Raw genomic sequence first — 21,624 nt, 5'->3', positions numbered from 1 at the left:
TGGAATAATGTGTTTATTCTGCTTGGTCTTTGAGCGTGCGTAGGGTATTGAGGATGGTGGTGGCTTCTTCGGAGATGAGGCGGTATTCGATGATGCGGTGGTAGCGCGTGAAATCGATGATGCCTTCGGTGCGCAGGCGTGCGAGGTGGTTGGCGATGCCGGTCGGGGAGGAGTCGAGCGCTTGTGCCAGTTCGGTAATGCTGCGGTCGCCGTTAAGCAGCAGAAAAAGGATGGCCATGCGTTCGGGGTTGGCAATCAGTTTGAGAATGGTAGAGAGACGCTTGATTTCCATATTATTGTTCCTTTTGTCTGTTATATGAATGCTTGATTTAGGTTAAATTTGGATGATTGTAGTTTTTATTAAGATTAACTTTATAATTCAAGATTTTACCTTGCAGTGTACACGTTTTTGTAAAATTTGAGGGCATTGTTTTGCAATTTTTTGTTCATTTTCGAGATTTTGCTTCGGTTGTGAAACTGGATTGAAAAAAGACGAAAAGGCCGTCTGAAATGTTCCGTTGCAGATGATTTTGCTGACGGATGTTTCAGACGGCCTTTGATTTGGCTTTAAGTTGTTTTTTCTTTTATGTTTGTTTTGAATCAGCCGATTGATTGTTTTTAAACAAACAACTAGGTTTTATGATTCTATGCTTAGGACTACACGCCAAAGGCTTGTCAGATGCTTGGACGTGTTGTCGAAATGCGACTACTTTTTCTTCCAGCCTGCGGTCATGGCGAAGGTGATGGGGTCGTAGTATTTCGGCAGCTTGGACGGAATGCCCACATCGTTACGGTACACGACGCGGTAGCGGTCTGCGAACCAGTTTGGAACGATGGTGTATTGGTGGCGGATCAGTCGGTCGAGCGCGCGCGAGGTGGTTTGCAGCTCTTGGCGGTTGGTAAAACTGTTGAAATGGGTCAGTAGTTTTTCAACCGCAGGATGACAGACGCCGGATAGGTTGCGGCTGCCTTCGGTTTTGGCGGCGGTGCAGCTGAAGTAGTCGTATTGCTCGTTGCCGGGGCTTTCGCTGTTGCCGTAGTAGCCTGTGGTCACGTCAAAATCGAAGTCGTTCATGCGTTTTTGGTATACGGCGGAGTCGGCGGTGCGCACGTTCATGGTAATGCCGATTTTGGCGAGGTCGCTCTGCCATTTGGAGGTAATGCGTTCGTAGTTTTTGCTTGGTGCGAGGAATTCAAAGGTCAGCGGTTTGCCTTGTTTGTCGACTGCTTTGCCGTTTTTGTATTGATAGCCGCCTTTTTCAAGCAGGGCGCGTGCTTTGAGCAGGTTCGGGCGCACGCCCAGTTTGGGGTCGGTAACCGGCGGCATAGGGACGTCTTGATCCAATACGCCGTCGGGCAGCTTGGTGCCCAATGATTTGAGCAATGTGGTTTCCGCGCTGTCAGGTTTGCCGGTCGCAGCCATGGTGCTGTTGGTGAAGAAGCTGTCGGTGCGGCGGTATGCGCCGTAGAAGATGCGGCGGTTGACGCTTTCGTAGTCGAAGCTTTCAATCAAGGCGCGGCGGACGTAAATATTGTCCAAGGGCTTGTGGCGCATATTGATGACGAAGCCTTGCATGCCGGCTGTGCTGTTTTGTATCCATTCGTGTTTGGACAGATTGCGTTTTTTGAGGACTTCGTCGGAGTAGGCGCGTGCCCAGTTGCGGGCGACGTTTTCTTGTACGAAGTCATATTGGCCGCCTTTCAGCCCTTCGATGCGGACAACTTCGTCTTTGACGTATTTGATGCGGATGTGGTCGTAGTTGTAGCGGCCTTTGCGTACGGGCAGATTTTGCGCCCAGTAGTTTTTGTCGCGGACAAACTCGCTGATGCGGCCGTTTTCAGCTTTGGCAAAACGGTAGGGGCCGGAGCCGATCGGCAGGCTGTTGGGTGCGGCGGCCAGGCCTTTGGGATAGCTTTTATGCGAGAAGACGGGCAGGCTGCCGAGAATCATGTGCAATTCTGAGTTGCGCTGTTTGAAGCGGAACACGACGGTGCGATCGCTGGGCGTTTCCACTTTGTCCACGTCGCTCCAGTAGAAGTGGTACATGGGGGCGGCAGCTTTGTCTTTGGTCAGGATGTTAAATGAAGCGGCAACGTCTTTGGCCAAAACGGGGTCGCCGTTGTGGAATTTGGCTTTAGGGTTGATTTTGAAGGTAACGGAAAGGCCATCCGGCGCCAGGGCGATGTCTTCGGCAATCAGGCCGTAAACGGCGTAAGGTTCGTCCATGCTTTGCTCGGTCAGGGTGTCGAGCGTCAGCATGCTGATGCCGTATTCGTGGTTGCCTTTGAGGGTAAAGGGATTGAGCGTGTCAAAAGCACCGAGGAAAGGCGTGGTAAACGAGCCGCCTTTGGGAGCGTTGGGATTGACGTATTCGAAAGCGGTGAAGTTGGCCGGATATTTCGGTGGTTGGCCAAGGCTTACGCCGTGGGCGGCAAAAGCGGCAGATGGAATCAGACCGAGCAGCGAGAGTAGGGCTGGTGTTTTCATCTATTTTTCCTTGTAGGTTGAATGTAGTATTCAGTAGTGTGCTGATTATAGCAAAGGCCGTCTGAAACTTGATATTTTTGCTTTCAGACGGCGTCAGGTTTAAGAGGATTGTTTTTTCGTATGGGCACTGAACTCGGCCAGCGTCATGTTCAAGGTTTCCAAGCAGGGCTGCATAATGTGATCAACCGTTTGATTGACCTTGTCTTTATTAAGCGTTTGCGGACGGTAGACAAAGAGTTTGAACAGCTCAGCCAAGTCGATGGACTCCGCTCCCATTTTCAAGACCCAGCCCTGACGGCCGGAATAGACATAACCGTGTCGCGCCAGCTTTTCCAAAAGCTCGCCCAATTCATCGAAGCCCATATTGATATGCCGTCTGAACTCCTGCACCGGCAATGCCTTGCCGCTTTGTTGGGCAGAGTCGAGCAGCAGCAGGATTTTCAATACATCATCAAAGCGGCCGCGCGCATCCAGACTGCGGCGGAACGCTTCGCCGCGCCAGTAGGACAGGGACGAGGTCAAAACCGCGCCGCCCAATACCAGCGTCCACAACAGGTTGAGCCACAACAGGAAAAACGGTACCGCGGCAAATGCGCCGTAAATCGATTTGTAGCCGTCAAAGTTGCCCATGTACCAAGCGAATAAAAAGCGTGCCGTTTCCAAGCAAAACGCCGTTACGGCCGCGCCGACCAAAGCATGGCTGGCAGGCACGAAACGGTTGGGCACAAAGCGGTATAAACCCCACAGCAGCAGCGTAATAAATGAAACCGTAGTGATAACCCTCAGCCATTCCGAGCCGCCCACTACTTGCACCTGACCGATCACGACCGACAAGCCCACGCCCAAAGACAAAGGCCCAAACGTCAGCAACGCCCAATACACCAAAAACTGCATCATCCAAGGCCGTTGCGAATTGACGCGCCAAATCCGGTTGAACGCATTGTCTATCGTCCGAATCAACATCAGCGAGGTTACGACCAACATCACACTGCCGATCGCCGTCAGATTGGTGGCCTTATCGCGGAATGCATTGATGTAGTCAAACACCATGTCCGCGCCCTGCGGAACGATGGTGCGGTTGATAAAAGAGATAAATTCCTCCGACCATTGGTCGAAAACGGGGAAGGCCGAAGCGATGACGACCATCACCGTCAACACGGGCACCAAAGCCAAAAGTGTCGTAAACGTCATGCTTGCCGCTACCTGCGGCACGCGCTCCTCATCAAAACGGCGCACGACAAACCAAGCGAACGCCACGCCTTTACTCTTTAAAAAACCTTGCCACCATTGCGAAAACGGCATAACCTTTTCCCTCTTTTAAATTGAAATTTTTTCTTTTCAGACGGCCCGAGTATTTAAAAGGCCGTCTGAAACCTGACAGCATTGTAACGGAAACCCCAAATGAACCCAAATCCTCTGAAAATCCTCGTTCTCTTTTATTCCCAAAATGGCAGCACGCGCAACCTTGCCCGCCAAATCGCACGCGGTATCGAAAGCGTGGACGGTTGCGAAGCCGTATTGCGTACCGTTCCCAAAGTTTCCACCGTTTGCGAAGCCGTTGAAAAAGCCATTCCTGACGAAGGTGCGCCATACGCGACTGCCGACGACCTCAAAAATTGCGCCGGCCTCGCGCTCGGCAGCCCGACACGTTTCGGCAATATGGCTGCCGCGATGAAATACTTTATCGACGGCACCATTCCCCTTTGGCTCGGTGCAGAACTCGTCGGCAAACCTGCCACCGTTTTCACCAGCACATCTTCACTGCACGGCGGCCAAGAAAGCACCCTGCTGACCATGATGCTGCCCCTGTTGCACCACGGCATGGTCATCAGCGGCATCCCATATACCGAGTCCGCGCTCAGCAATACCCAAAGCGGCGGTACACCTTACGGCGCAAGCCATGTTTCCAGCCACGACAGCAAGCCGGCATTGACTGCCGAAGAAAACGATATTGCCTTTGCACAAGGTAAACGTTTGGCAGAATTGGCACGAAAATTGGCAGACTGATTACCTTGTAATAAAAAGATTAAGGCCGTCTGAAAACCTGATAATGCGGGTTTTCAGACGGCCTTTCTAGTTAATTATGATTAGTCTTAAAGAAATATTTTTAATGAAACAAATGACTTAGAAAATAGTGATTAGAACATAGTTTCATCGGACTACATCTTTTTGATAGAATCTGCGACCAAATTGTAAAGATAAGCTAATTGGAGAGGCTATGTCACTACCTGTATTCCCCTATGGCAAATTAAGCTTTGCCGTCAGTCTGGCGCTGTGTTCGGCGTATTCTTTCGCAACCGAAGTAGAAAATACCCAGCCGCAAGAACGTGTCGATTTACCGACAGTTACCGTCCAAGGTGTCGGAAAACAGACTACTTCCAACTACACCATTCCTGCTTCCTCTGCCGCAACAGGCATCCGCCTGACCCAGCGCGAAACGCCGCAGTCCCTGTCTGTCGTTACTGAAAAACAAATGGACGACCAAGGTTTGGATACCTTGCAGGACGTGTTGAAACAAACACCGGGCGTGTTCCACAGCAAAATGGGCAACAACGTCTCCGGCCACAGCCAATTTATTTCGCGCAGTCAGGCGATTGACAGCATTTCCGTGGACGGCGCGCCTAAATTCCTTTACGACGGTAAAGCCATCCGCCGCGGTACCAACAATCTAGACAGCGCATTGTACGAACAAGTCGTTATCGTGCGCGGCGCAAGCGGTTTGTCCAACGGTGGTATGGGTGAGCCGGGCGGTACGGTTGCTTTGGAACGCAAAAAACCGACTGCCAAGCCAGCCATCAGCGTAGAAGCCGGTGTCGGTTCGTGGAACCACTACCGCTTCGTCCTTGATGCCAATCAGCCTTTGAATGCCGACAATACCTTGCGCGGCCGCGCTATTTTGGTCAGCGACCATGGCGGCGATTACCTGCCGAACACTTCGCGCCACAATCACACTTTCTACGGCACTTTGTCTTACGATATCACGCCGCAAACCCAATGGCGCCTCGGTACGGAAATACACCGTTTCCGCAATACCGGCAGCTCGCGTTTCAGCTATCTGACCGCAGCAGGTTCGCGCCGTACTGGATTCATACCGTTTGAGTCTTCGCCGCGCAGCAATTCGTCCGCACGCTGGGCATACGGCAAAGACACCAGTGCCGAAGTGTTCACTTCCCTCAGCCATGAGTTTGACAACGGCTGGAAACTGACAGGCGATTACAGCCATGTTTCGGGTAAAAACGACATCGTTTCAGGCATTGCCGGTACTTTTGTCATTAATTCCGATTACTCCGCACTCTTTACATCCGACCGCGACCGCAGCAAATACCGCGATCAGAATTTTGCGCTGGCCTTGGACGGCCATTATCCGGCGTTGGGCCGCTCGCACGAGTTCAATGTCGGTATCAGCTATCAGGACAACAAAGAAAACCTGTCTTTCTATGAAGAAGGCGAATCGACGATTCCTGATTTGCGCCTCTTTAACGGCAATATCGCCAAACCCGATATGCCGTATCTTCGCGATGGATTTTCACGCATGAAAAACCTGTCGGTTTACGGCTCGACCCGTTTCAAACTGACCGACAAACTCGCCTTTATCGGTGGCAGCCGTTTTGTGGATTGGCGTTACCGTTACAGCACCAGCCGTAACAAATTCGCACACAGCAGCCATAAACAAAACGTTTTCATTCCTTATTTGGGCGTAACCTACGACATCGGCGACAATCTGACCGCCTATGCATCTTACACCACCATTTTCCGTCCGCAAGTACGTTACCTGACCAAAGACGGCGCGGCGCTCAAACCTCAGCGCGGCAAAACCTACGAGACCGGTTTGAAAGCGTCATGGTTTGAAGGCCGTCTGAATGCTTCCGCCTCCGTCTTTATGAACAAACGCGACCATTTGGGCGTTGTCGCAGGCAAATTCGCGAATGGCGAGGAATACTACCGTGCAGCCGACAACACCACAACAAAAGGCGTGGAACTCTCTGTCGGCGGCCGCCTGAGCGATAAATGGCTGCTGAATGCATCTTATGCACGTTCCAAAATCAAAGACAGCGAAGGTGTTCAACTGCATCCGTCTTATCCGGTTCATCTGTTCAAACTCTTTACCGCGTATGATGTGACCGACCGTTTGAACGTGGGTGCCAACGTCAACTGGCAAAGCCGCAGCCACACGCTGGATGAATACCCTGCAGACATCAATCCAGCCGCCGCCGCTGCATTGACCCAACGTCCGTACGCAACGCTGGACTTGACCGGTCATTACAAAATTGGCAAATCCACCCGCATCAGTTTGGACTTTGAAAACGTGTTTAACAAACGCTATCGCACCATGCCGGATATTCACGTTTACGGCACGCCGCGTAGTGTGACTGCAACGGTTAAACATACGTTTTAATTGAATAGCAGAAGTAGGACAGGCCGTCTGAAAACCTAAATTATCGGGTTTTCAGACGGCCTTTTGTTTATATCTTAAACTTGCAAAAACCGCCTGTTTGTTTTATAAATGTAAACCATTATTATTCAAATAATAAGGTTATGTAATGAAAAAGAAAGCGATTGCCTGTGTAGTAGGGGCGGTTTTTTCCGGACAGTTATATGCGGCTCAGATGCCGGTGGCTCAGGCAGAAATAGAGCCTGTGGTGGTTACGGCCGACCGCAATGCGCAAACCTTGGATAAAGCCGCGCCGAATGTGTCGGTTATCGGACGCAAAACCTTGAATCAAGCCTCGGCACAGAATTTAGACGATATCGTGATGTATGAATCCGGCGTCAGCGTGCCGTCAGACAACAATCGCCGCGGTCATGCTGGTATCAATATCCGAGGCATAGACGGCAACCGCATTCTGATGATGGTGGACGGCGTACGCATTCCTGAATCTTATGCAGGCGGTGGCTCCAACGGTGCGATTTCGGGACGCGATATGGTCGAAAGCGACACGCTTAAGCAGGTCGATATTGTCAAAGGCCCTTATTCCGCGCTGTACGGCAGCGATGCGCTCGGCGGTGTGGTGAATATGGTGACGCTCTCGCCGAGTGATTTCGTCGATGCGGGCAAACGCGGGCATTTCGGTTTGAAACACGGCTACCGCAGCCGCGACCGCAGCCATGGCGTGACGGCGACTGTGGTAGGTTTCCATGAAAACGCTGAAGGTCTGCTGATGCTGACGCGCCGTCAAGGTCATGAAACCGAAAACATGGGCAGCGATACCAGCTACTCGACTGCGCGTACTGCCACCAACCCTCAGAAAAACAATGCCTACAATATCTTGGCGAAAGGCAATATCGGCAACGAACGCCACCGCTTGGAAACTTTGTACGAACAGTATTACCACGCCAACGATACCGTGTTGGCAAACGGCTTGGGTTCACAATCGCGCGGGCCGGTAATCATCGCAACATCTGAGAGCAATGCCCGCGACCGTATCCGCCGTCAACGTATCGAAGCAGGCTACCACTACACTGGCGAAGGCCATCTGAAAGAAGCCAACCTGACTGCCTATCAGCAAAAACTGCGTACGGAAGACGATGCCGTCGATGCGAGCATTACGCGTATGGGCGCGCGCCAATTAGGTAACTCGACCCGTTATTCCGACTACGGTTTCAATCAGACCATACGCGGGCTGAACGGGCGCGGAGTGTGGGAATTTGACGGTGCGGTCAAACAAACCGTCGTTGCCGGCGCAGAATACAAACACACCGAGACCGCCCGTCCGCGCGACAGCCTGACAGTGGACAATCTGACCGGCGCCGTCAGCAAAGTTTATGCAGGCAGCACCTATCCGAATAAAACCTTCCCCGACAGCAAGCGCAAAACGTTCAGCGTTTACGTACAAGATAGCCTGACCTTCGGCAACGGCATCGTTCTAACTCCGGCCTTGCGTTACGAAAAAGACAAGCTGAACACGTCGACCGACCAAGCCTATCTCAATGCCAATCCCGGCGGAACGGCGACGCGCTTCAGTGATTCCGCGTTTACGCCCAGCCTGCGCCTGAGCGTGCCGATGGGCGAGCAGTTCACCGGTTTTGCCACTTATTCCCAAGGCTTCCGCACGCCGCCGTTTGACAGTGCAACCATGGCGTTTGCCAATACGACCTACGGCTATGCCGTCATTCCCAATGCCAACCTCAAATCCGAACGCTCCAATAGCTTTGAATTGGGGATGAAATTTAAAAACGAACGCGCCCGTGCGCAAGTTACCGCGTTCTACAACCGTTACCACAACTTCATCAACCGCACTGAAATCGGTACCTCCACCGTTGGCAGACGCCCGATTATCCAGTACCAATATCAAAACCTTGATCACGTCAAAACCTACGGTGCCGAAGCCTCTGCCGCCTACAAATTCCTGCCGGGCTGGCAAGTCTCTGGCAGCATCGCTTGGATGCGCGGTGAGCAGCAGGACGGCAAACCGTTGGATTCCGCTTATCCGCTTAACGGCGTTTTGGGTTTGGATTACACGCAGGAAAAATGGGGTGTCGGCACCAAGCTGCGCTGGTCGAAAAAACACAGCCGCGTCAGCAGCGACACTGTTTTTCAAGCGCCGGGTTATGGCGTATGGGATGTCGGCGCATGGTACAAGCCGTTTAAAAACCTCGAAATCGGCGCAAACATTTACAACGTCGGCAACAAAAAATACTGGCAGCACGCAGACGTTGCCGGCATGAGCCGTACCAGTGTGATGGACTTGTACACCGAAACCGGTCGTAATTTCGCTGCGACCGTACAACTGAAGTTCTAATGTGATTCAACCGTTTTCAGACGGCCTGGAAAAACGATCAGGCCGTCTGAAAGCATACAACAAGGAAAAACAATGAAACTCAAACTCCTCCTGCTTTCCGCGTTTATTTCGTTGGCCGGCACTGCACACGCGCAACGCATCGTCGTGTTGACCCCCGATACGGCAGACATCGTTGCCGCGCTCGGCGCATTGGACGAAATCGTCGGCCGCGATCAGACTGTTCAAAATCCGGCGTTGAAAAACAAGCCCAGTATCGGCATTCATCGCCGCCTGACGGTTGAACCGATTGTGGCCGCCAAACCCGACATTGCCATCGGTTCATGGATGGCGCAGCCTGCCGATATTTTTACCCACCTGCAAAAAGCAGGCATTAAAGCCGTCAATGTTGCGCCCGATGACAGCATCGCCTCCTATCCGCAAAGTATCCGCAACATCGGTCAGCTTATCGGCAAAAGCGCGCAGGCGGACAAGTTGGCCAGTAAGTGGCAGGCGGATATGAAACAACAGCCTTCCAGCGGCAAACGCTACCTCTTCAGCTACGACGGGCGCATCGTATCGGGCAAAAATACTGCCGCCGACGAAATTATCCGCCGCGCCGGCGGTATCAATGCCGCAGCCGCCATTGACGGCCTCAAACCGATGACGCGTGAGGCATGGATTGCGGCCAAACCCGACATCATCATTATTGCCGACCACAACACCGCCATGATAGGCAACGTCAAAACCTTTGCCGCACGCCCCGAAATCGCCGGCTCGCCTGCCGCGAAAAACGGCAAGATTTATTTGTGGAAGGCCAACGATATGTTTCGTTACGGGCTGGATACGCCGCAAGTGATTCAGCGTTTGCACGGTTTGGCGAAATAAACGCGCCTGTTTTGAAAACCCTTGCCCGATTTTTGTTTTCAGACGGCCTTGATTTGTTCCTTCTTATTGAGGAGGAAGCAAAACGGTTGTCTTAAAAATGCCGTCTGAAACCGTCCCTCAATCCGCTTAAACCGCATGATGTCATGAAACCGCATACCCTTACCCTCTGCCTGCTGCTTACTGCCGCCGCTGTTTATTTGTGCTGCGGCATCGGTTTTGGTGCGTGGGAGTCGCCGTTGGCGATGGATGAAACCGTCCGCCAAATTCGTTTACCGCGCATCTATACCGCGCTTTTGGTCGGAGCCGGTTTGTCCGCTTCGGGTGCGGCATTGCAGGCTTTATTTGAGAACCCGCTGGCCGATCCGAGTTTGATCGGGACATCGGGCGGGGCGGCCTTGGGCGTGATTGTGTTATTGGCTTTGGGCGGCGGCGCGATGGGTGTGCCGGCGGCGGCTTTTTTCGGTGCATTGGGTGTGTGCCTGCTGATTTTGGCAGTGCACAAGCTGCTCGGCGGCGGTACTTTGGGATTGCTGGTGTTGGGTTTTGTGTTGAGCGCGTTTTCGGGCGCGGTGGTCAGCATGATTTTGTTTTTATCTGACGATTTGGTATTGCGCAGCGCGACCACATGGCTGTCGGGCAGCCTTGCCGAAGCCGGTTTCTCATCGCCTGTCACGGCAATCGCGGTCATGTTGCCCGGTTTTCTGATTTTGCTGTCGGCAGGCAGGCGGCTGGACGTTTTGATGACGGGGGAAGACACGGCTGCCAGTATGGGAGTATCAGTTGGGGCATTGCGTGTGCAAACCGTAATCGGCGCGGCATTGATGACGGGGGCGGCGGTATCGCTTTCGGGCATCATCGGTTTTCTCGGCATGATGATCCCCAATGTGCTGGCGCAAACCGTCGGTGGCAGCCGCCGCAAACTGATTACGCTGTCGGCTTGGTTGGGCGCAGTGTTTTTGATGGTGGTGGACGGTGCGGCGCGCTGGCTGACATACCCTGTCGATCTGCCGGTTGGTATCGTGATTGCCTTATTGGGCGGACCGTTTTTTATGTATTTGTTTATCAAGCCTTTGAAAAGCCGTTGATGCCTAAACAGGCCGTCTGAAACTTCATTGCCCCATATCTTTTGCCATGCACACCTTATTTCAAATCTGTAATCTTTCCGTCCGCGTCCAAGACAAAACCCTGCTTGAAATCGATCAACTGAATATACCTTCGGGCATGACTGTCATTATTGGCCCGAATGGTGCGGGCAAATCTACTTTGCTGCGGGCCTTAATCGGGCAAACAGGGCAGGGGGGAATCACGCTTTTCGGTGAGGCCGTTACGCCGCAAATCCGCGCGGGCAGGGTGGCATGGGTCGGGCAGCATGGCCGTTATAATATGCCGATGACCGTACGTGAATACATTGCGTTGGCGTCATTCGTACAAAAAGGCCGTCTGAACCATGAATGGGCGGACGAGTTGCTCGATTATTTTGATTTGACGGCATTGGCGGATAAGCGTATCGGCAAGCTCTCAGGCGGCGAGCAACAACGCGCCAACATCATCCGCGCCCTGTTGCAAAACGCGCCGGTCTTGCTTTTGGACGAACCGTGCAACCATCTCGATATTCGCCACCAACACCGCCTGATGCAGTATTTGGTCGGGCATTCAAACCGTGCCTCATCAATGATGGTATTGCACGATTTAAACCTCGCCGCGCGTTATGCGGAACATATTATTTTGATGAATAAGGGAAAAGTCGTTGCATCAGGCAAGGTGGGCGAAGTGATGCGCCCCGACTTGCTTGAATCGGTTTACGGTTGGCAGATACGCCGTTGCGAAGATGAGGCAGGGTTTTATTTCAGAAGCTGAGCGCCAACAGGCCGTCTGAAAAACGATAAATAAAATTTATTTTATCGTTCAAAAATAAAACGAGATGGGAGGATGTTCCCGACTTGAAGAACCAAATTTTGCGCATTTCACAAGTAAAATGCCGATTTTCATCAAATAGAAATACATTTTATTATTTATAGAATACAATATTTTAAAATAATACTAATTTTTAATTACGCAAAAATATTGACAAGAAAATGATGATGGTTATTTAATATATAAATCTTATTAATAATTTTTATTAATCATTATCATGGTACAGCAGCTTGTTTGGACTCCGAAACAATCCGCGCCCAAGGCATTTCCCGAACGTCAGGCATTAATGCCCGTTTGGGGCGGCGTTCCAATGCCGCGTCCCCAGTGGCAGAACATTTGGAAGAAAAAGCTTCCCCATGCCACGGATGTGGACGCGCTTGCTTATCTGCATATTCCATTTTGCGCCAACCATTGCGTTTTTTGCGGCTTCTACCGTAATGCGTGGAAGGACAGCCAAAGCAGCGTGTACACCGACAAAATTATCGAAGAAATGGCCGCTGAAGCCGAAGTCCGTACAGGCAACGGCAAAATCCGAGCCGTTTATTTCGGGGGCGGTACGCCGACCGCGTTGCTTACGGAAGACCTCGTCCGCTTGATTCGTGCCTGCTACCAATATCTGCCGCTTGCCGAAGACTGCGAGTTCACCATCGAAGGGCGCATGAGCCATTTCGATTTGGAAAAAGCACAGGCCTGCATCGAAGCAGGCGCCAACCGCATTTCCATCGGCGTGCAAACCTTCAATACCGCCATCCGCCGCCGTCTCGGTCGCAAACACAGCGGCGACGAGGCGTTTGAATATTTGGCAAAATTGTGCGAACTCGATGCCGTGATTGTGGCCGATTTGATGTTCGGCCTGCCCAATCAAACCGATGAAGTTTGGCAAAACGATATTGCCCGCGCCACTGAGCTGCCGCTGTCCGGTTTGGATACGTATGCGTTCAATCTTTATCCCATGCTGCCCATCAATCGCATGATTGAGAAAGGCGCATTTCCGACACCGCCGGGCTTTGATATTCAGGCAGACCAATATGCCTACACGGTTGAAACACTGCTGGAAAAAGGCTGGGAACAGGTCAGCAACAGCCACTTCGCCTATCCCGGCCGCGGCGAGCGCAACCGCTACAATACTCTGATTAAATCCGATATTCCCTGTTTGGCGTTCGGCTCCGGCGCGGGGGGTAACTTCGGCGGTTTCAGCTATCAGGTGCAGGGCGATTTGGAGAGCTATCTTGCCACGCCGAAAGGCGAGAAAAACATCGCATTTATGAGCGGTCATAGTCCAAATAAAGCACTTCTCAGCAAAGTCCAGCACGATATTGAAACAGGCCGTCTGAATCCATTATTGTTCGACGGCAACAAAACAGCGCAAAAGCTGATTGCCCAATGGCAGGAAATGCAGCTTTTTAAAGAACCCGATTCAGACGGCATTATCCGTTTGAATACCAGCGGCCGTTATTGGTCGCCCACCCTTATCCGCAAACTCATGCTCACTCTTCCGACTCAAGAAAAGGATCAAACCATGCAAAAACTTTCAGCCGAACAACAAACCATGTTGCGCCAATCATTGGAAAAAAATCCCGGCCAAGTGCTGGAAATGCTGGCCGCGCAAAACCAATGCAGTTTTGAAGACGTTATCCGCTGCCTGCCTGAAGAGAACGTGCGCCAAACCGAAGGCAGCCGCATTGTCGAAATTCTCCAAGCCATCGCCGCATGGGATGAATCCGTTACCTTCATCGCCCACACCCCCGATGCCATCGTCGAAGTCAGCGGCAAACTGCCTAACGGCAAAGTCGGCCGCGGTTTCTACAACTTTGATCATCCCGAAACTGACGGCGGCGTACACGGTCATATCTATTACGAAAACTGCGCCTCCATCTACCTTTTGGAACGCCCGTTCATGGGCAAAGCCACTTGCTCGCTCAACTTTATCAACCGCAATGGTGGCGCCATGTTTAAAATTTTTGTCGGTCGCGATGAAGCAGGCGAGTTGAAACAACATCAAATCGAAGCCATGCGCAAATTGTTTGATGCCGCTTAAACGGTTTCAGACGGCCTGAAAATCCGTTCCTTGTTGCATAGAGGAGCGGATTTTCTAACAACAAACATCTACCATACAAAGGAACCCCAAACATGCAACTCATCTTCGGAGCCAACGGGCCGTCCGGCCGCGCCTATATCCGCACATTGACTGACTCAGCCGATACCGTCGCCGTATTGAGAAGGCCGTCTGAAGACAGCTTTTTTACCGAACACAATATTCAAACCGTCGTCGCCGATGCGCTTGATGCCGACGCGCTCGATAAAGCGTTGGCACAATATCGTCCCGATACCGTGATCAGTTTTGTCGGCGGTAAAAACGAAGAGGGCATCCGCAGCGATGCGCTGGGCAATATCAACATCATTGCCGCTACGAAAGCCGCCAATCCGCAAGCCCGCTTTGTACTGATTACCAGCATGGGCTGCGGTGAACAATGGGACATGATGAGCGAGCCGTTCAAACAGGCACTCGGCGAAGCCGTCCGTGCCAAAACGGAAGCCGAAATCTATCTCAAACAAAGCGGTTTGAATTGGACCATCTTGCGCCCCTGCGGCCTTGCCGATGGCGAAGATAATGCCTATACCTTGACACAAAATGCCCAAGAAATTCCGCAAAAATACATGACGCGCAACGGCTTGGCCGCTGCCGTTGCTGCCATTGTCGGCCAAGCGGACAGCAAGGGCGAAACGTATAGCGTTGGTGCGGCATAAACGGATTGAGTAGGCCGTCTGAAACTGTTTTTTAATTGTTTCAGACGGCCTGATTTTTTCTTAAAATACTGTTTTTATTATGAATATGAGCAAGGAAATCAAAATAACAGGCACAAAAAAGACCGGAACATATCCGGTCTTTTTAATGGTTTCGCACTTATGCTTGGTAACCTTTCGCTTCGGCAAGCAGTGCCAGTAATTCTTCAGTCGTATCCCAACCGATGCAGGCATCCGTAATACTTTGACCGTAAACTTCAGGCTTGTCTTGACGGCCTTCAACCAAGTGGCTTTCGACCATCACGCCCATGATGTTTTCTTCGCCGGCTTTCAGCTGCGCCGCAACATCGCGCGCCACATCCATTTGTTTGCGGAAGTCTTTACGGCTGTTGGCATGGCTGCAGTCCACCATCAGTTTGCTGCTCACGCCGGCTTTTTGAAGCTGCGCAACCGCGTCTTTAACGTGCTCCGCGCTGTAATTAGGCTCTTTACCGCCACGCAAAATCGCATGGCAGTCAGGATTGCCGCTGGTGTGGACAATCGCGGAATGACCGGCTTTGGTTACAGACAGGAAGTGGTGCGGATGATTGGCGGCACCGATGGCGTCGATGGCGATTTTCAGATTGCCGTCCGTACCGTTTTTAAAACCGACAGGGCAGGAGAGGCCGCTGGCCAATTCGCGGTGTACCTGGCTTTCAGTCGTACGCGCACCAATCGCGCCCCAAGAAATCAGGTCGGCGTAGTATTGCGGCGTAATCATGTCCAAGAATTCAGTCGAAGCAGGCATGCCCATTTCGTTCAAAGTCAGCAACAACTGACGCGCTTGGCGCAGGCCGTAGTTGATGTCAAACGTACCGTCCAAGTGCGGATCGTTAATCAAACCTTTCCAGCCAACGGTTGTACGCGGTTTTTCAAAATACACGCGCATCACAATCAGCAACTCTTTCTCATATTTTTTGCGCAAGGTCAGCAATTTTTGCGCATATTCTACCGCCGCCTTAGTATCGTGAATCGAGCATGGGCCGATGATGACCAGCAAACGGTTGTCGCGGCCGTGAACCAAATCCGAAATCTCATGACGTGTTTTATAAACCAAATTGGCAACCTGAGGCGTAACAGGTAGCTCATACAAATGTGCGATTGGAGGGAGTAACTCTTTGACTTCTTTGATCTTAATATCGTCGGTAGGGTGGTGCTGGGACATGATGGACTCTCTTGTTTATTTTTGATACAGGTTACAGGTTTTAGCAGAATTAAACAAGGCTTGATTTTTTGTTTTAGCAATTTTATTCTAAAATTTCTTTATTTAAATTATTTTATGGAATTTAAAATCAGTTAATTCATAAAAATTAGAATTTAATTCTATTAAAAATTTCATTTATATAATAAAGGGCTTTAAGTTTTTATCAAAATACAGGCCGTCTGAAAAAGTTCAGACGGCCTTTCTTTAATTAAAACAGGATACCAAATCTCATCTCAATCTATATTGCGAACAATTATTTTGCAGAATTGCTAACTTGTTTCATCCAGGCAAACAGTTCGTCTAAGTCATAATCGCCGCTGTGGCCAACATCCCAAGGCAGGGCGTAGTCGACGGTTTGGCCGTTGTTTTGCAGTTTGGCGGTTAAGATGGCGGAGACTGCCAGTGAGGTGTCGCGGTCGTTGGTGCCGACGCGGATGCGCCAGTTTTGCGGCAGGTTTACGCCCGGTTTGCCGATGTAGTTGAGCGGGTTCATGATTTTGACGGTTTCTTCGTCCGCGATTTCGGCGTTGGCAGCGGTGTTGTGTTGAAGAGGTAAACGGATACGATAACCAATACTAAGGCCGTCTGAAACGCCAAGTTGGGTTTCAGACGGCCTGATTTTTTGTAACGTTATGTAGTGTTGTGCGTTGCGCTGTGAAGTAATATTGGCTTGGATTTATCTATTTGATAAATATAAATTTAATGAGGAATTATGCCTTGAAAATCCTATTTATCCGGTATCTGTAAAAGTTTGAATCTGCCTTGTAAATCAGTATGCAGGACCGATATTTTTGCTTGATCCCCAGATTAGTTCTATTTGTCAGAACGTTTTGCTCAATTCGACAAACATTTTGGTTTTGCCGTATTCGTAGAACTTGTCGTTGCTCCATGTTTTGTTGTGGGCAATGGTCAGGCGCGGGGTGATACCTTTGAAATGGAGGGCGCGGTGCCATACGCTTAGGGAGGCGGAGGCTTCTTTGTCGCGGCGGTTTTGTTCGTTGCTGAAGAAGCTGGGGGCTTGGTAATGGCGTTGGGCGGCGCTGAGGCGTAGGACGGTGGAGAGGCCTTTGGGCCATTCTTGTCCCCATGTGGTGCGCAGGGCGTAGCGGTTGAAGCTGTCGCTTTTGTCGTCGCGGTTGCGTTCGCGGTAGAGGTCGATACCGGCTACCCAGTATTGGCGCGCGTTGCGGTAGTACACGATGGAGTTGCTGAGCAGTTGGCTGGTGTTGTTGGAATGCTCGCGGCGGCCGTTTTTCAGACGGCCTGCTTCAAATGCGCTGAGGGTTTGCAGCTTGGGTTGCCACCAATGGTTGTAGTGGAGGCGTGCGCCGTTGGTGTAGGTGTAGGGGTCGTTGCCGTAGAAGCGGCGTTCATGGAACGGGGTCATGCCGATATCGTTGCGCTGGTCGGCATAGCCGATGCCTGCCGAAAAGCGTGTGGTGAGGTCGTTGTAGTTGGTGTGTTTGGGATAGATTTTGCCGTAATGGTCTGCGCCTGCCGTGGCATAGAAGCCGCGGGGCAGCGACCATTTTTTTTCTGCGCCGATTTGGTAGTGGACGGCGGTGGCATCGATGGGCTCGGGGAATGTCCAGCCTCGGAAGCAGTCGTCGTCGGGATAGGCTAGGCGCACGGCGCGGCATTGTTCATCGCTCAGGTGGTTGCCCAGACGGCGTTGGCCGGGGGCTTGGTTGATGTTTTGTTCGCGCGTGATGTTCAAGCCGGCATTGAATTGCCATGAGTCGCGTTCGCGCAGGGCTTTGCGGTAGGTTTCGATGCGTTCTTGCAAGGCAGGCGGGAGGGATTCGGTTTGTAGTTTGTCGAACTGGTCGGCTGCGGCTTCGTTTTGTTTGTCTTCAAACAAGGCGGTCGCAAGCTGCCAGCGGACGGCGGAGGCATCGGGTTGCTCGGCGATAAAGCGGCGGTAATGGCCGATGGCTTCGGCGGCGCGTCCTTCGGATTGGGCAAGCAAACCTTTGGCATAGCGTGCCATGGCGCGGTCGTGTTCTGGCCATTGTTCGTAAATGGGCAAAACGGCTTTGATGCCGGGGATGTTGTGGGCGACGACGGCGGAATACATGGCGCGTGCCAGTAATTCGGTGTTGGCAAGCAGGGTATCGGCATCGACGTTGATGATTTTTTCAGACGGCCTGTTTGTCTGCTCGGCAGTGATGTTGTGCGTTTCGGGTTGTTGGGGTTCGGCTGTGTTGACTTGAAGCTCGGGTTTCACATCAGGCGGCACATCGGCGGCGTGAAGGGAAAGGGGAAGGATGGCGAGGAGGAGCAGACGTTTTTTCATGGCAATGTTTGGGATGTTATCGGTATAAGTGGGCAGATTGTACAATGTTTTGAGTCAGAAATTTTACAAACCGAGTGCCATTATATCTGATAAAGACGACAAAAGGCCATCTGAAACCCGATGGGATTTCAGACGGCCTTTATTTGCGAGTCGGATTTAGTTTTGGTCCAAGTCCAAATCCAAATCGGCTTTGTATTCGATACGGCCTTGGCCTTTGTCTTCGATGGAAACGTCCAGCTCTTGTTTGCCGCGTTTGAATTTCAGATCGGCATCGTCGTGTTTGATTTCAGACTCAACCACATGGAAACCTTTGCTGCGCGCGTGGGCAATCACTTTTTTGGCCAAGGAAGGAATGGAATTGCGTTGGCCGGAAAGTTCGGCTTCGTATTCAAATTCGCCGTCGCCTTGATGATCGGCTTTGATGGTGTGCGCGCCTGCCGGACGGTAGATTTCGGAAGGCAGCGGGGAGGCGAATGCCGTGGCGGAGAAAAGAGCCAAAATGCCGGTGGCCAGTAACGATTTTGCTTTGGTCATCGGTTTTCCTTTCTGAAAAGGGTTTTGAGAATGGCATCATCTTATCGGTAGGTATGAGTGGCGGCAAGCGGATAAACCTGATTTTACGCGCGGCTACATGATTTGTTTGGAGGGCATTGATTCTTTGCTTTGGGCTGGTGTTTGCCTGCGGAAAAATGCTGCCGGATAAGACTTAGCCGAGGCGGAACAATTCGCTGCCGTGCGCCTTCAGCCATTGTTCGGCTTGGTCAACATGCGGCGTGATCGAGTGGGTCAGAGCCCAAAACGCAGGGCTGTGGTCGGGATGGCGCAGGTGGGCGAGTTCGTGCAGGCAGACGTAGTCGGCGACATATTCGGGCGCGCCGATGAGCCGCCAGTTGAGGCGGATGCCGGTAGTGTGGCGGCATACACCCCAGAAAGTTTTGGCGTTGGAAAGGGAAATGGCGCTCGGGGTTAGGCGGGTGGTTCGGATATGGCCTTCGAGGCGCGGCAGCAGATACTCGCGCGCACGCTCGTGCAGAAGGCGGCGCAAATGGGTGAGTTGGATAGCGGTTTCTTTTTCGGGCAACAGGATTTCAGACGGCCTGATTTGGATGTGGTTTGCCGTGTGGACGGACAAGGCCGTCTGAACGCCTTGATACCAAATCCATTCGGGAAGCGTGTCTGTAGGTGTTTGTCGGGCCGGTGTTTTGTTTAGGGTACGGCGCAGGATGGCTTCGTTGTCGTTCAGCCATTGGGTAAAGGTGCGCTGGGTAACAAACGGAGGGATATTGATGCTGACGGTATCGGCGGAAACGGGGCGCAAGATGAGGTTTTTCTTGGCACTGTGTTTGAGCTGGATATGAATGGTGAGGCCGTCTGAAAGGGTGTGGGTATGGAGGTGGGGCATGATATTGAGAAAAATATTGGACGGCATGGTAAGGGCGGGTATAGCGGCCCACCCGATGGAATGATTTATTTGGTTTTGGGCGCGAACGGGCCTTGTCCGGTAATCAGGGGCTGTTGGCTTTCGATCCATTGCTCGCATTGGGCCATGAGTTCGGCTTCATTGCCGTTGTTGTGGGCAATGGGTTTGCCGATGATGACGCTGACCGTGCCGGGGTATTTGAGGAAGGAGTTGCGCGGCCAAAATTCGCCGCTGTTGAGCGCGACGGGGACGATGTCCATCTCAAACATTTTTGCCATGCGCGCGCCGCCGAGCTTGTAGCGGCCTTTTTCACCGGGCGGCAGGCGTGTGCCTTCAGGAAAAATGGTAATCCAATAGCCTTCGTTTTTACGCGCAAGGCCTTGTTCTAAGAGTTGTTTGTTGGCTTCGCGGCTGTTGCTGCGGTCGATGCCGATGGTTTTAACCAGCTTCAAGCCCCAGCCGAAGAAAGGGATTTTGAACAGTTCGCGTTTGGCAACATAGACTTGCGGCGGAAAAATCTCTTGCAGGGCGAGGGTTTCCCAGCCGCTTTGGTGTTTGGCGCAGATGATGGCAGGGTGGTCGGGAATGTTTTCTGCGCCGCTTAAGGTGTAGTTCAAACCGATGACGTGCTTGAGCGACCAGTTGAGGATGCGCACCCAAATTTGCGCCATTTTGTGTGCGCCGCCTTGGAAGGGCAGGGCAAGCAGCATAAATGGGAACAGCAAAATAATGCTAGAGGAAAGGATGAACCAGTAAATCAGGTTGCGGATAATCAGCATATCGGGGAAAAGTCTGTCGTTTGAAGGCCGTCTGAACGCCATTGTCGGCAGTTTTCAGACGGCCTTGTTGTTTATAGGATGGCTTGCGCGGCTTCTTCGATTTGTGTGTTTTCACGCATGATGTATTGCGAGAAAGCCAGCAGGTTGTCGAAGACTTGGGTGTGTTCGGGCAGTTCTTGCTCGTGTTTGGCCAGCGTTTTTTTACCTTTGCCGGTCAGGACGAGCGCGGATTTGCCGCCTGCGGCATCAATGGCTTGCAGGTCGCGCAGGCTGTCGCCGACCAGCCAGGTTTCGGCGGCATTGGCTTTGAAGCGTTCGATGATGTCGATAATCATGCCGGGCTTGGGTTTGCGGCATTCGCAGTTGTCGGCGGCAGTGTGCGGGCAAAACCAAATGCCATCGATGGTACCGCCTGCTTGAACGGCAAGGCGGTGCATTTTTGCGTGCATTTCGGTCAGGTCTTGCACGGTAAAGTATTTGCGGCCAATACCGGATTGGTTGGTGGCCACGGCGATGGTGTAGCCTGCCTGCGTTAAAAAGGCGATGGCATCCATGCTGCCTTCGATGGGAATCCATTCGTCAACGGATTTGACGAAATCGTCGCGGTCTTGATTGATAACGCCGTCGCGGTCGAGGATGATGAGTTTCATGGTGTGGGCTCTTATTTTTCTGCTTTCAAACTGCTTTTCCATTTTTCAAAGGCCGTCTGAAAAACGGGTGTCAGTTTGGCGAAGGTTTCCGGGGTGTTTTTGACGTGGTAAAAGCCGCCGAGCGAGGGCGTGTCGAGGGCGAGGACGTAGTCTTCCATAAATGCGCCGTAGCCGTCTTCTTCGTCGGTGTAGTAGAACTCGGTAAACCGTTGGCCGAGTTCGGTAAAGTCGTCCGCCGTCAATGCGCCGTCCATGTGTTTGAGCAGGAAGTGCCGTCCGCTGATTTTGCCCGAGGTCATGGCAGCGAAGTCGGCTGCGGTTTCGGGGGCGGTTTGCCAGACGGGGTTGACGAGGCCTGTCTGCGCCGCCCACTGCCAGTACATGCCGATATGGGTGGCGGCGTTTTCGGGTGGGAGCTGGTCGGGATAGTCTTCGTCGAGATGGAAGCGGATATTGTCGTACATGGACGGTGTTCGTTGGGGGGA

At 52.0% G+C, this 21,624-nt stretch carries 18 protein-coding genes and 1 pseudogene; 8 read left to right on the top strand and 11 right to left on the bottom strand.

Features of this window, described 5'->3' with window-relative positions:
* Positions 1 to 13: 13 nt before the first annotated feature.
* The 3 genes from ACTHTJ_RS09720 to ACTHTJ_RS09710 all read right to left on the bottom strand — a co-directional run bounded on the left by ACTHTJ_RS09720 (position 14) and on the right by ACTHTJ_RS09710 (position 3,790).
* Positions 14 to 292, bottom strand: a complete 279-nt coding sequence (locus ACTHTJ_RS09720; protein WP_070584561.1) for an ArsR/SmtB family transcription factor — start codon at positions 290 to 292, stop codon at positions 14 to 16.
* Between the two features lie 414 nt (positions 293 to 706).
* Positions 707 to 2,488 (bottom strand): extracellular solute-binding protein, encoded by a 1,782-nt coding sequence (locus tag ACTHTJ_RS09715; protein ID WP_070584563.1) that lies wholly within the window; start codon positions 2,486 to 2,488, stop codon positions 707 to 709.
* Between the two features lie 99 nt (positions 2,489 to 2,587).
* On the bottom strand, positions 2,588 to 3,790 hold the full coding sequence (locus ACTHTJ_RS09710) for a YihY family inner membrane protein (protein WP_070584564.1): 1,203 nt from the start codon (positions 3,788 to 3,790) through the stop codon (positions 2,588 to 2,590).
* Positions 3,791 to 3,889: 99 nt separating this feature from the next.
* Between ACTHTJ_RS09710 and wrbA the strand changes: the two genes are divergently transcribed.
* The 8 genes from wrbA (at position 3,890) to ACTHTJ_RS09670 (ending at position 14,754) form a co-directional block, all read left to right on the top strand.
* Positions 3,890 to 4,495: an NAD(P)H:quinone oxidoreductase gene (wrbA, locus tag ACTHTJ_RS09705; protein WP_070584566.1), complete on the top strand. Its 606-nt coding sequence runs from the start codon at positions 3,890 to 3,892 to the stop codon at positions 4,493 to 4,495.
* Between the two features lie 211 nt (positions 4,496 to 4,706).
* Positions 4,707 to 6,884, top strand: coding sequence for a TonB-dependent siderophore receptor (locus tag ACTHTJ_RS09700; RefSeq protein WP_070584568.1), 2,178 nt, complete (start codon positions 4,707 to 4,709; stop codon positions 6,882 to 6,884).
* 145 nt (positions 6,885 to 7,029) lie between these two features.
* Positions 7,030 to 9,228 (top strand): TonB-dependent hemoglobin/transferrin/lactoferrin family receptor, encoded by a 2,199-nt coding sequence (locus tag ACTHTJ_RS09695; protein WP_440360752.1) that lies wholly within the window; start codon positions 7,030 to 7,032, stop codon positions 9,226 to 9,228.
* 72 nt (positions 9,229 to 9,300) lie between these two features.
* Positions 9,301 to 10,092 (top strand): heme/hemin ABC transporter substrate-binding protein, encoded by a 792-nt coding sequence (locus ACTHTJ_RS09690; RefSeq protein ID WP_070647229.1) that lies wholly within the window; start codon positions 9,301 to 9,303, stop codon positions 10,090 to 10,092.
* A 143-nt stretch (positions 10,093 to 10,235) separates the two neighbouring features.
* A complete protein-coding gene (locus ACTHTJ_RS09685) occupies positions 10,236 to 11,177 on the top strand; it encodes a FecCD family ABC transporter permease (RefSeq protein WP_070584573.1) in 942 nt (313 codons plus the stop codon).
* Positions 11,178 to 11,223: 46 nt separating this feature from the next.
* Positions 11,224 to 11,949: an ABC transporter ATP-binding protein gene (locus tag ACTHTJ_RS09680; protein ID WP_070584575.1), complete on the top strand. Its 726-nt coding sequence runs from the start codon at positions 11,224 to 11,226 to the stop codon at positions 11,947 to 11,949.
* 274 nt (positions 11,950 to 12,223) lie between these two features.
* Positions 12,224 to 14,044, top strand: a complete 1,821-nt coding sequence (gene hutW, locus ACTHTJ_RS09675) for a heme anaerobic degradation radical SAM methyltransferase ChuW/HutW (protein ID WP_070584577.1) — start codon at positions 12,224 to 12,226, stop codon at positions 14,042 to 14,044.
* A 92-nt stretch (positions 14,045 to 14,136) separates the two neighbouring features.
* Positions 14,137 to 14,754 carry an NAD(P)H-binding protein gene (locus ACTHTJ_RS09670; protein WP_070584578.1) on the top strand — a complete coding sequence of 206 codons (618 nt, stop codon included), beginning with the start codon at positions 14,137 to 14,139 and terminating at the stop codon, positions 14,752 to 14,754.
* 157 nt (positions 14,755 to 14,911) lie between these two features.
* Here the strand turns inward: ACTHTJ_RS09670 and aroG are convergent, their stop codons facing one another.
* From aroG to ACTHTJ_RS09630, 8 genes and pseudogenes are all read right to left on the bottom strand, one after another.
* Complete coding sequence (gene aroG / locus ACTHTJ_RS09665; RefSeq protein WP_070584580.1) at positions 14,912 to 15,955, bottom strand: 3-deoxy-7-phosphoheptulonate synthase AroG; 1,044 nt, start codon at positions 15,953 to 15,955, stop codon at positions 14,912 to 14,914.
* Positions 15,956 to 16,247: 292 nt separating this feature from the next.
* Positions 16,248 to 16,544: pseudogene (locus ACTHTJ_RS09660) on the bottom strand (subtype B tannase); the annotation flags it as partial.
* A 270-nt stretch (positions 16,545 to 16,814) separates the two neighbouring features.
* Positions 16,815 to 18,290 (bottom strand): surface lipoprotein assembly modifier, encoded by a 1,476-nt coding sequence (locus ACTHTJ_RS09655; protein WP_070584582.1) that lies wholly within the window; start codon positions 18,288 to 18,290, stop codon positions 16,815 to 16,817.
* A 156-nt stretch (positions 18,291 to 18,446) separates the two neighbouring features.
* Positions 18,447 to 18,824, bottom strand: coding sequence for a hypothetical protein (locus tag ACTHTJ_RS09650; protein WP_070584584.1), 378 nt, complete (start codon positions 18,822 to 18,824; stop codon positions 18,447 to 18,449).
* 172 nt (positions 18,825 to 18,996) lie between these two features.
* Positions 18,997 to 19,719, bottom strand: coding sequence for a M48 family metallopeptidase (locus ACTHTJ_RS09645; protein ID WP_440360753.1), 723 nt, complete (start codon positions 19,717 to 19,719; stop codon positions 18,997 to 18,999).
* A gap of 38 nt (positions 19,720 to 19,757) precedes the next feature.
* Entirely contained in the window at positions 19,758 to 20,489 is a 732-nt protein-coding gene (locus ACTHTJ_RS09640; RefSeq protein WP_070584586.1) for a lysophospholipid acyltransferase family protein, read from the bottom strand.
* Positions 20,490 to 20,560: 71 nt separating this feature from the next.
* Entirely contained in the window at positions 20,561 to 21,139 is a 579-nt protein-coding gene (gmhB, locus tag ACTHTJ_RS09635; RefSeq protein ID WP_070584588.1) for a D-glycero-beta-D-manno-heptose 1,7-bisphosphate 7-phosphatase, read from the bottom strand.
* A gap of 11 nt (positions 21,140 to 21,150) precedes the next feature.
* Entirely contained in the window at positions 21,151 to 21,603 is a 453-nt protein-coding gene (locus ACTHTJ_RS09630) for a DUF7832 domain-containing protein (RefSeq protein WP_070584590.1), read from the bottom strand.
* Positions 21,604 to 21,624: the final 21 nt, after the last annotated feature.

This window comes from Neisseria sp. P0018.S001 (assembly GCF_051957355.1).
Taxonomy (GTDB): domain Bacteria; phylum Pseudomonadota; class Gammaproteobacteria; order Burkholderiales; family Neisseriaceae; genus Neisseria; species Neisseria subflava_A.
This window is presented reverse-complemented; position numbering and strand designations above follow the sequence as displayed.

Bases quoted from the DNA above. Each gene is read 5' to 3' on its own strand.
- ACTHTJ_RS09680 (WP_070584575.1), top strand. From the start codon at position 11,224: ATGCACACCTTATTTCAAATCTGTAATCTTTCCGTCCGCGTCCAAGAC.
- ACTHTJ_RS09720 (WP_070584561.1), bottom strand. From the start codon at position 292: ATGGAAATCAAGCGTCTCTCTACCATTCTCAAACTGATTGCCAACCCC.
- aroG (WP_070584580.1), bottom strand. From the start codon at position 15,955: ATGTCCCAGCACCACCCTACCGACGATATTAAGATCAAAGAAGTCAAA.
- ACTHTJ_RS09655 (WP_070584582.1), bottom strand. From the start codon at position 18,290: ATGAAAAAACGTCTGCTCCTCCTCGCCATCCTTCCCCTTTCCCTTCAC.
- ACTHTJ_RS09640 (WP_070584586.1), bottom strand. From the start codon at position 20,489: ATGCTGATTATCCGCAACCTGATTTACTGGTTCATCCTTTCCTCTAGC.
- ACTHTJ_RS09715 (WP_070584563.1), bottom strand. From the start codon at position 2,488: ATGAAAACACCAGCCCTACTCTCGCTGCTCGGTCTGATTCCATCTGCC.
- ACTHTJ_RS09685 (WP_070584573.1), top strand. From the start codon at position 10,236: ATGAAACCGCATACCCTTACCCTCTGCCTGCTGCTTACTGCCGCCGCT.
- ACTHTJ_RS09690 (WP_070647229.1), top strand. From the start codon at position 9,301: ATGAAACTCAAACTCCTCCTGCTTTCCGCGTTTATTTCGTTGGCCGGC.
- ACTHTJ_RS09630 (WP_070584590.1), bottom strand. From the start codon at position 21,603: ATGTACGACAATATCCGCTTCCATCTCGACGAAGACTATCCCGACCAG.
- ACTHTJ_RS09670 (WP_070584578.1), top strand. From the start codon at position 14,137: ATGCAACTCATCTTCGGAGCCAACGGGCCGTCCGGCCGCGCCTATATC.
- ACTHTJ_RS09700 (WP_070584568.1), top strand. From the start codon at position 4,707: ATGTCACTACCTGTATTCCCCTATGGCAAATTAAGCTTTGCCGTCAGT.
- ACTHTJ_RS09710 (WP_070584564.1), bottom strand. From the start codon at position 3,790: ATGCCGTTTTCGCAATGGTGGCAAGGTTTTTTAAAGAGTAAAGGCGTG.
- wrbA (WP_070584566.1), top strand. From the start codon at position 3,890: ATGAACCCAAATCCTCTGAAAATCCTCGTTCTCTTTTATTCCCAAAAT.
- hutW (WP_070584577.1), top strand. From the start codon at position 12,224: ATGGTACAGCAGCTTGTTTGGACTCCGAAACAATCCGCGCCCAAGGCA.
- ACTHTJ_RS09695 (WP_440360752.1), top strand. From the start codon at position 7,030: ATGAAAAAGAAAGCGATTGCCTGTGTAGTAGGGGCGGTTTTTTCCGGA.
- ACTHTJ_RS09645 (WP_440360753.1), bottom strand. From the start codon at position 19,719: ATGCCGTCCAATATTTTTCTCAATATCATGCCCCACCTCCATACCCAC.
- gmhB (WP_070584588.1), bottom strand. From the start codon at position 21,139: ATGAAACTCATCATCCTCGACCGCGACGGCGTTATCAATCAAGACCGC.
- ACTHTJ_RS09650 (WP_070584584.1), bottom strand. From the start codon at position 18,824: ATGACCAAAGCAAAATCGTTACTGGCCACCGGCATTTTGGCTCTTTTC.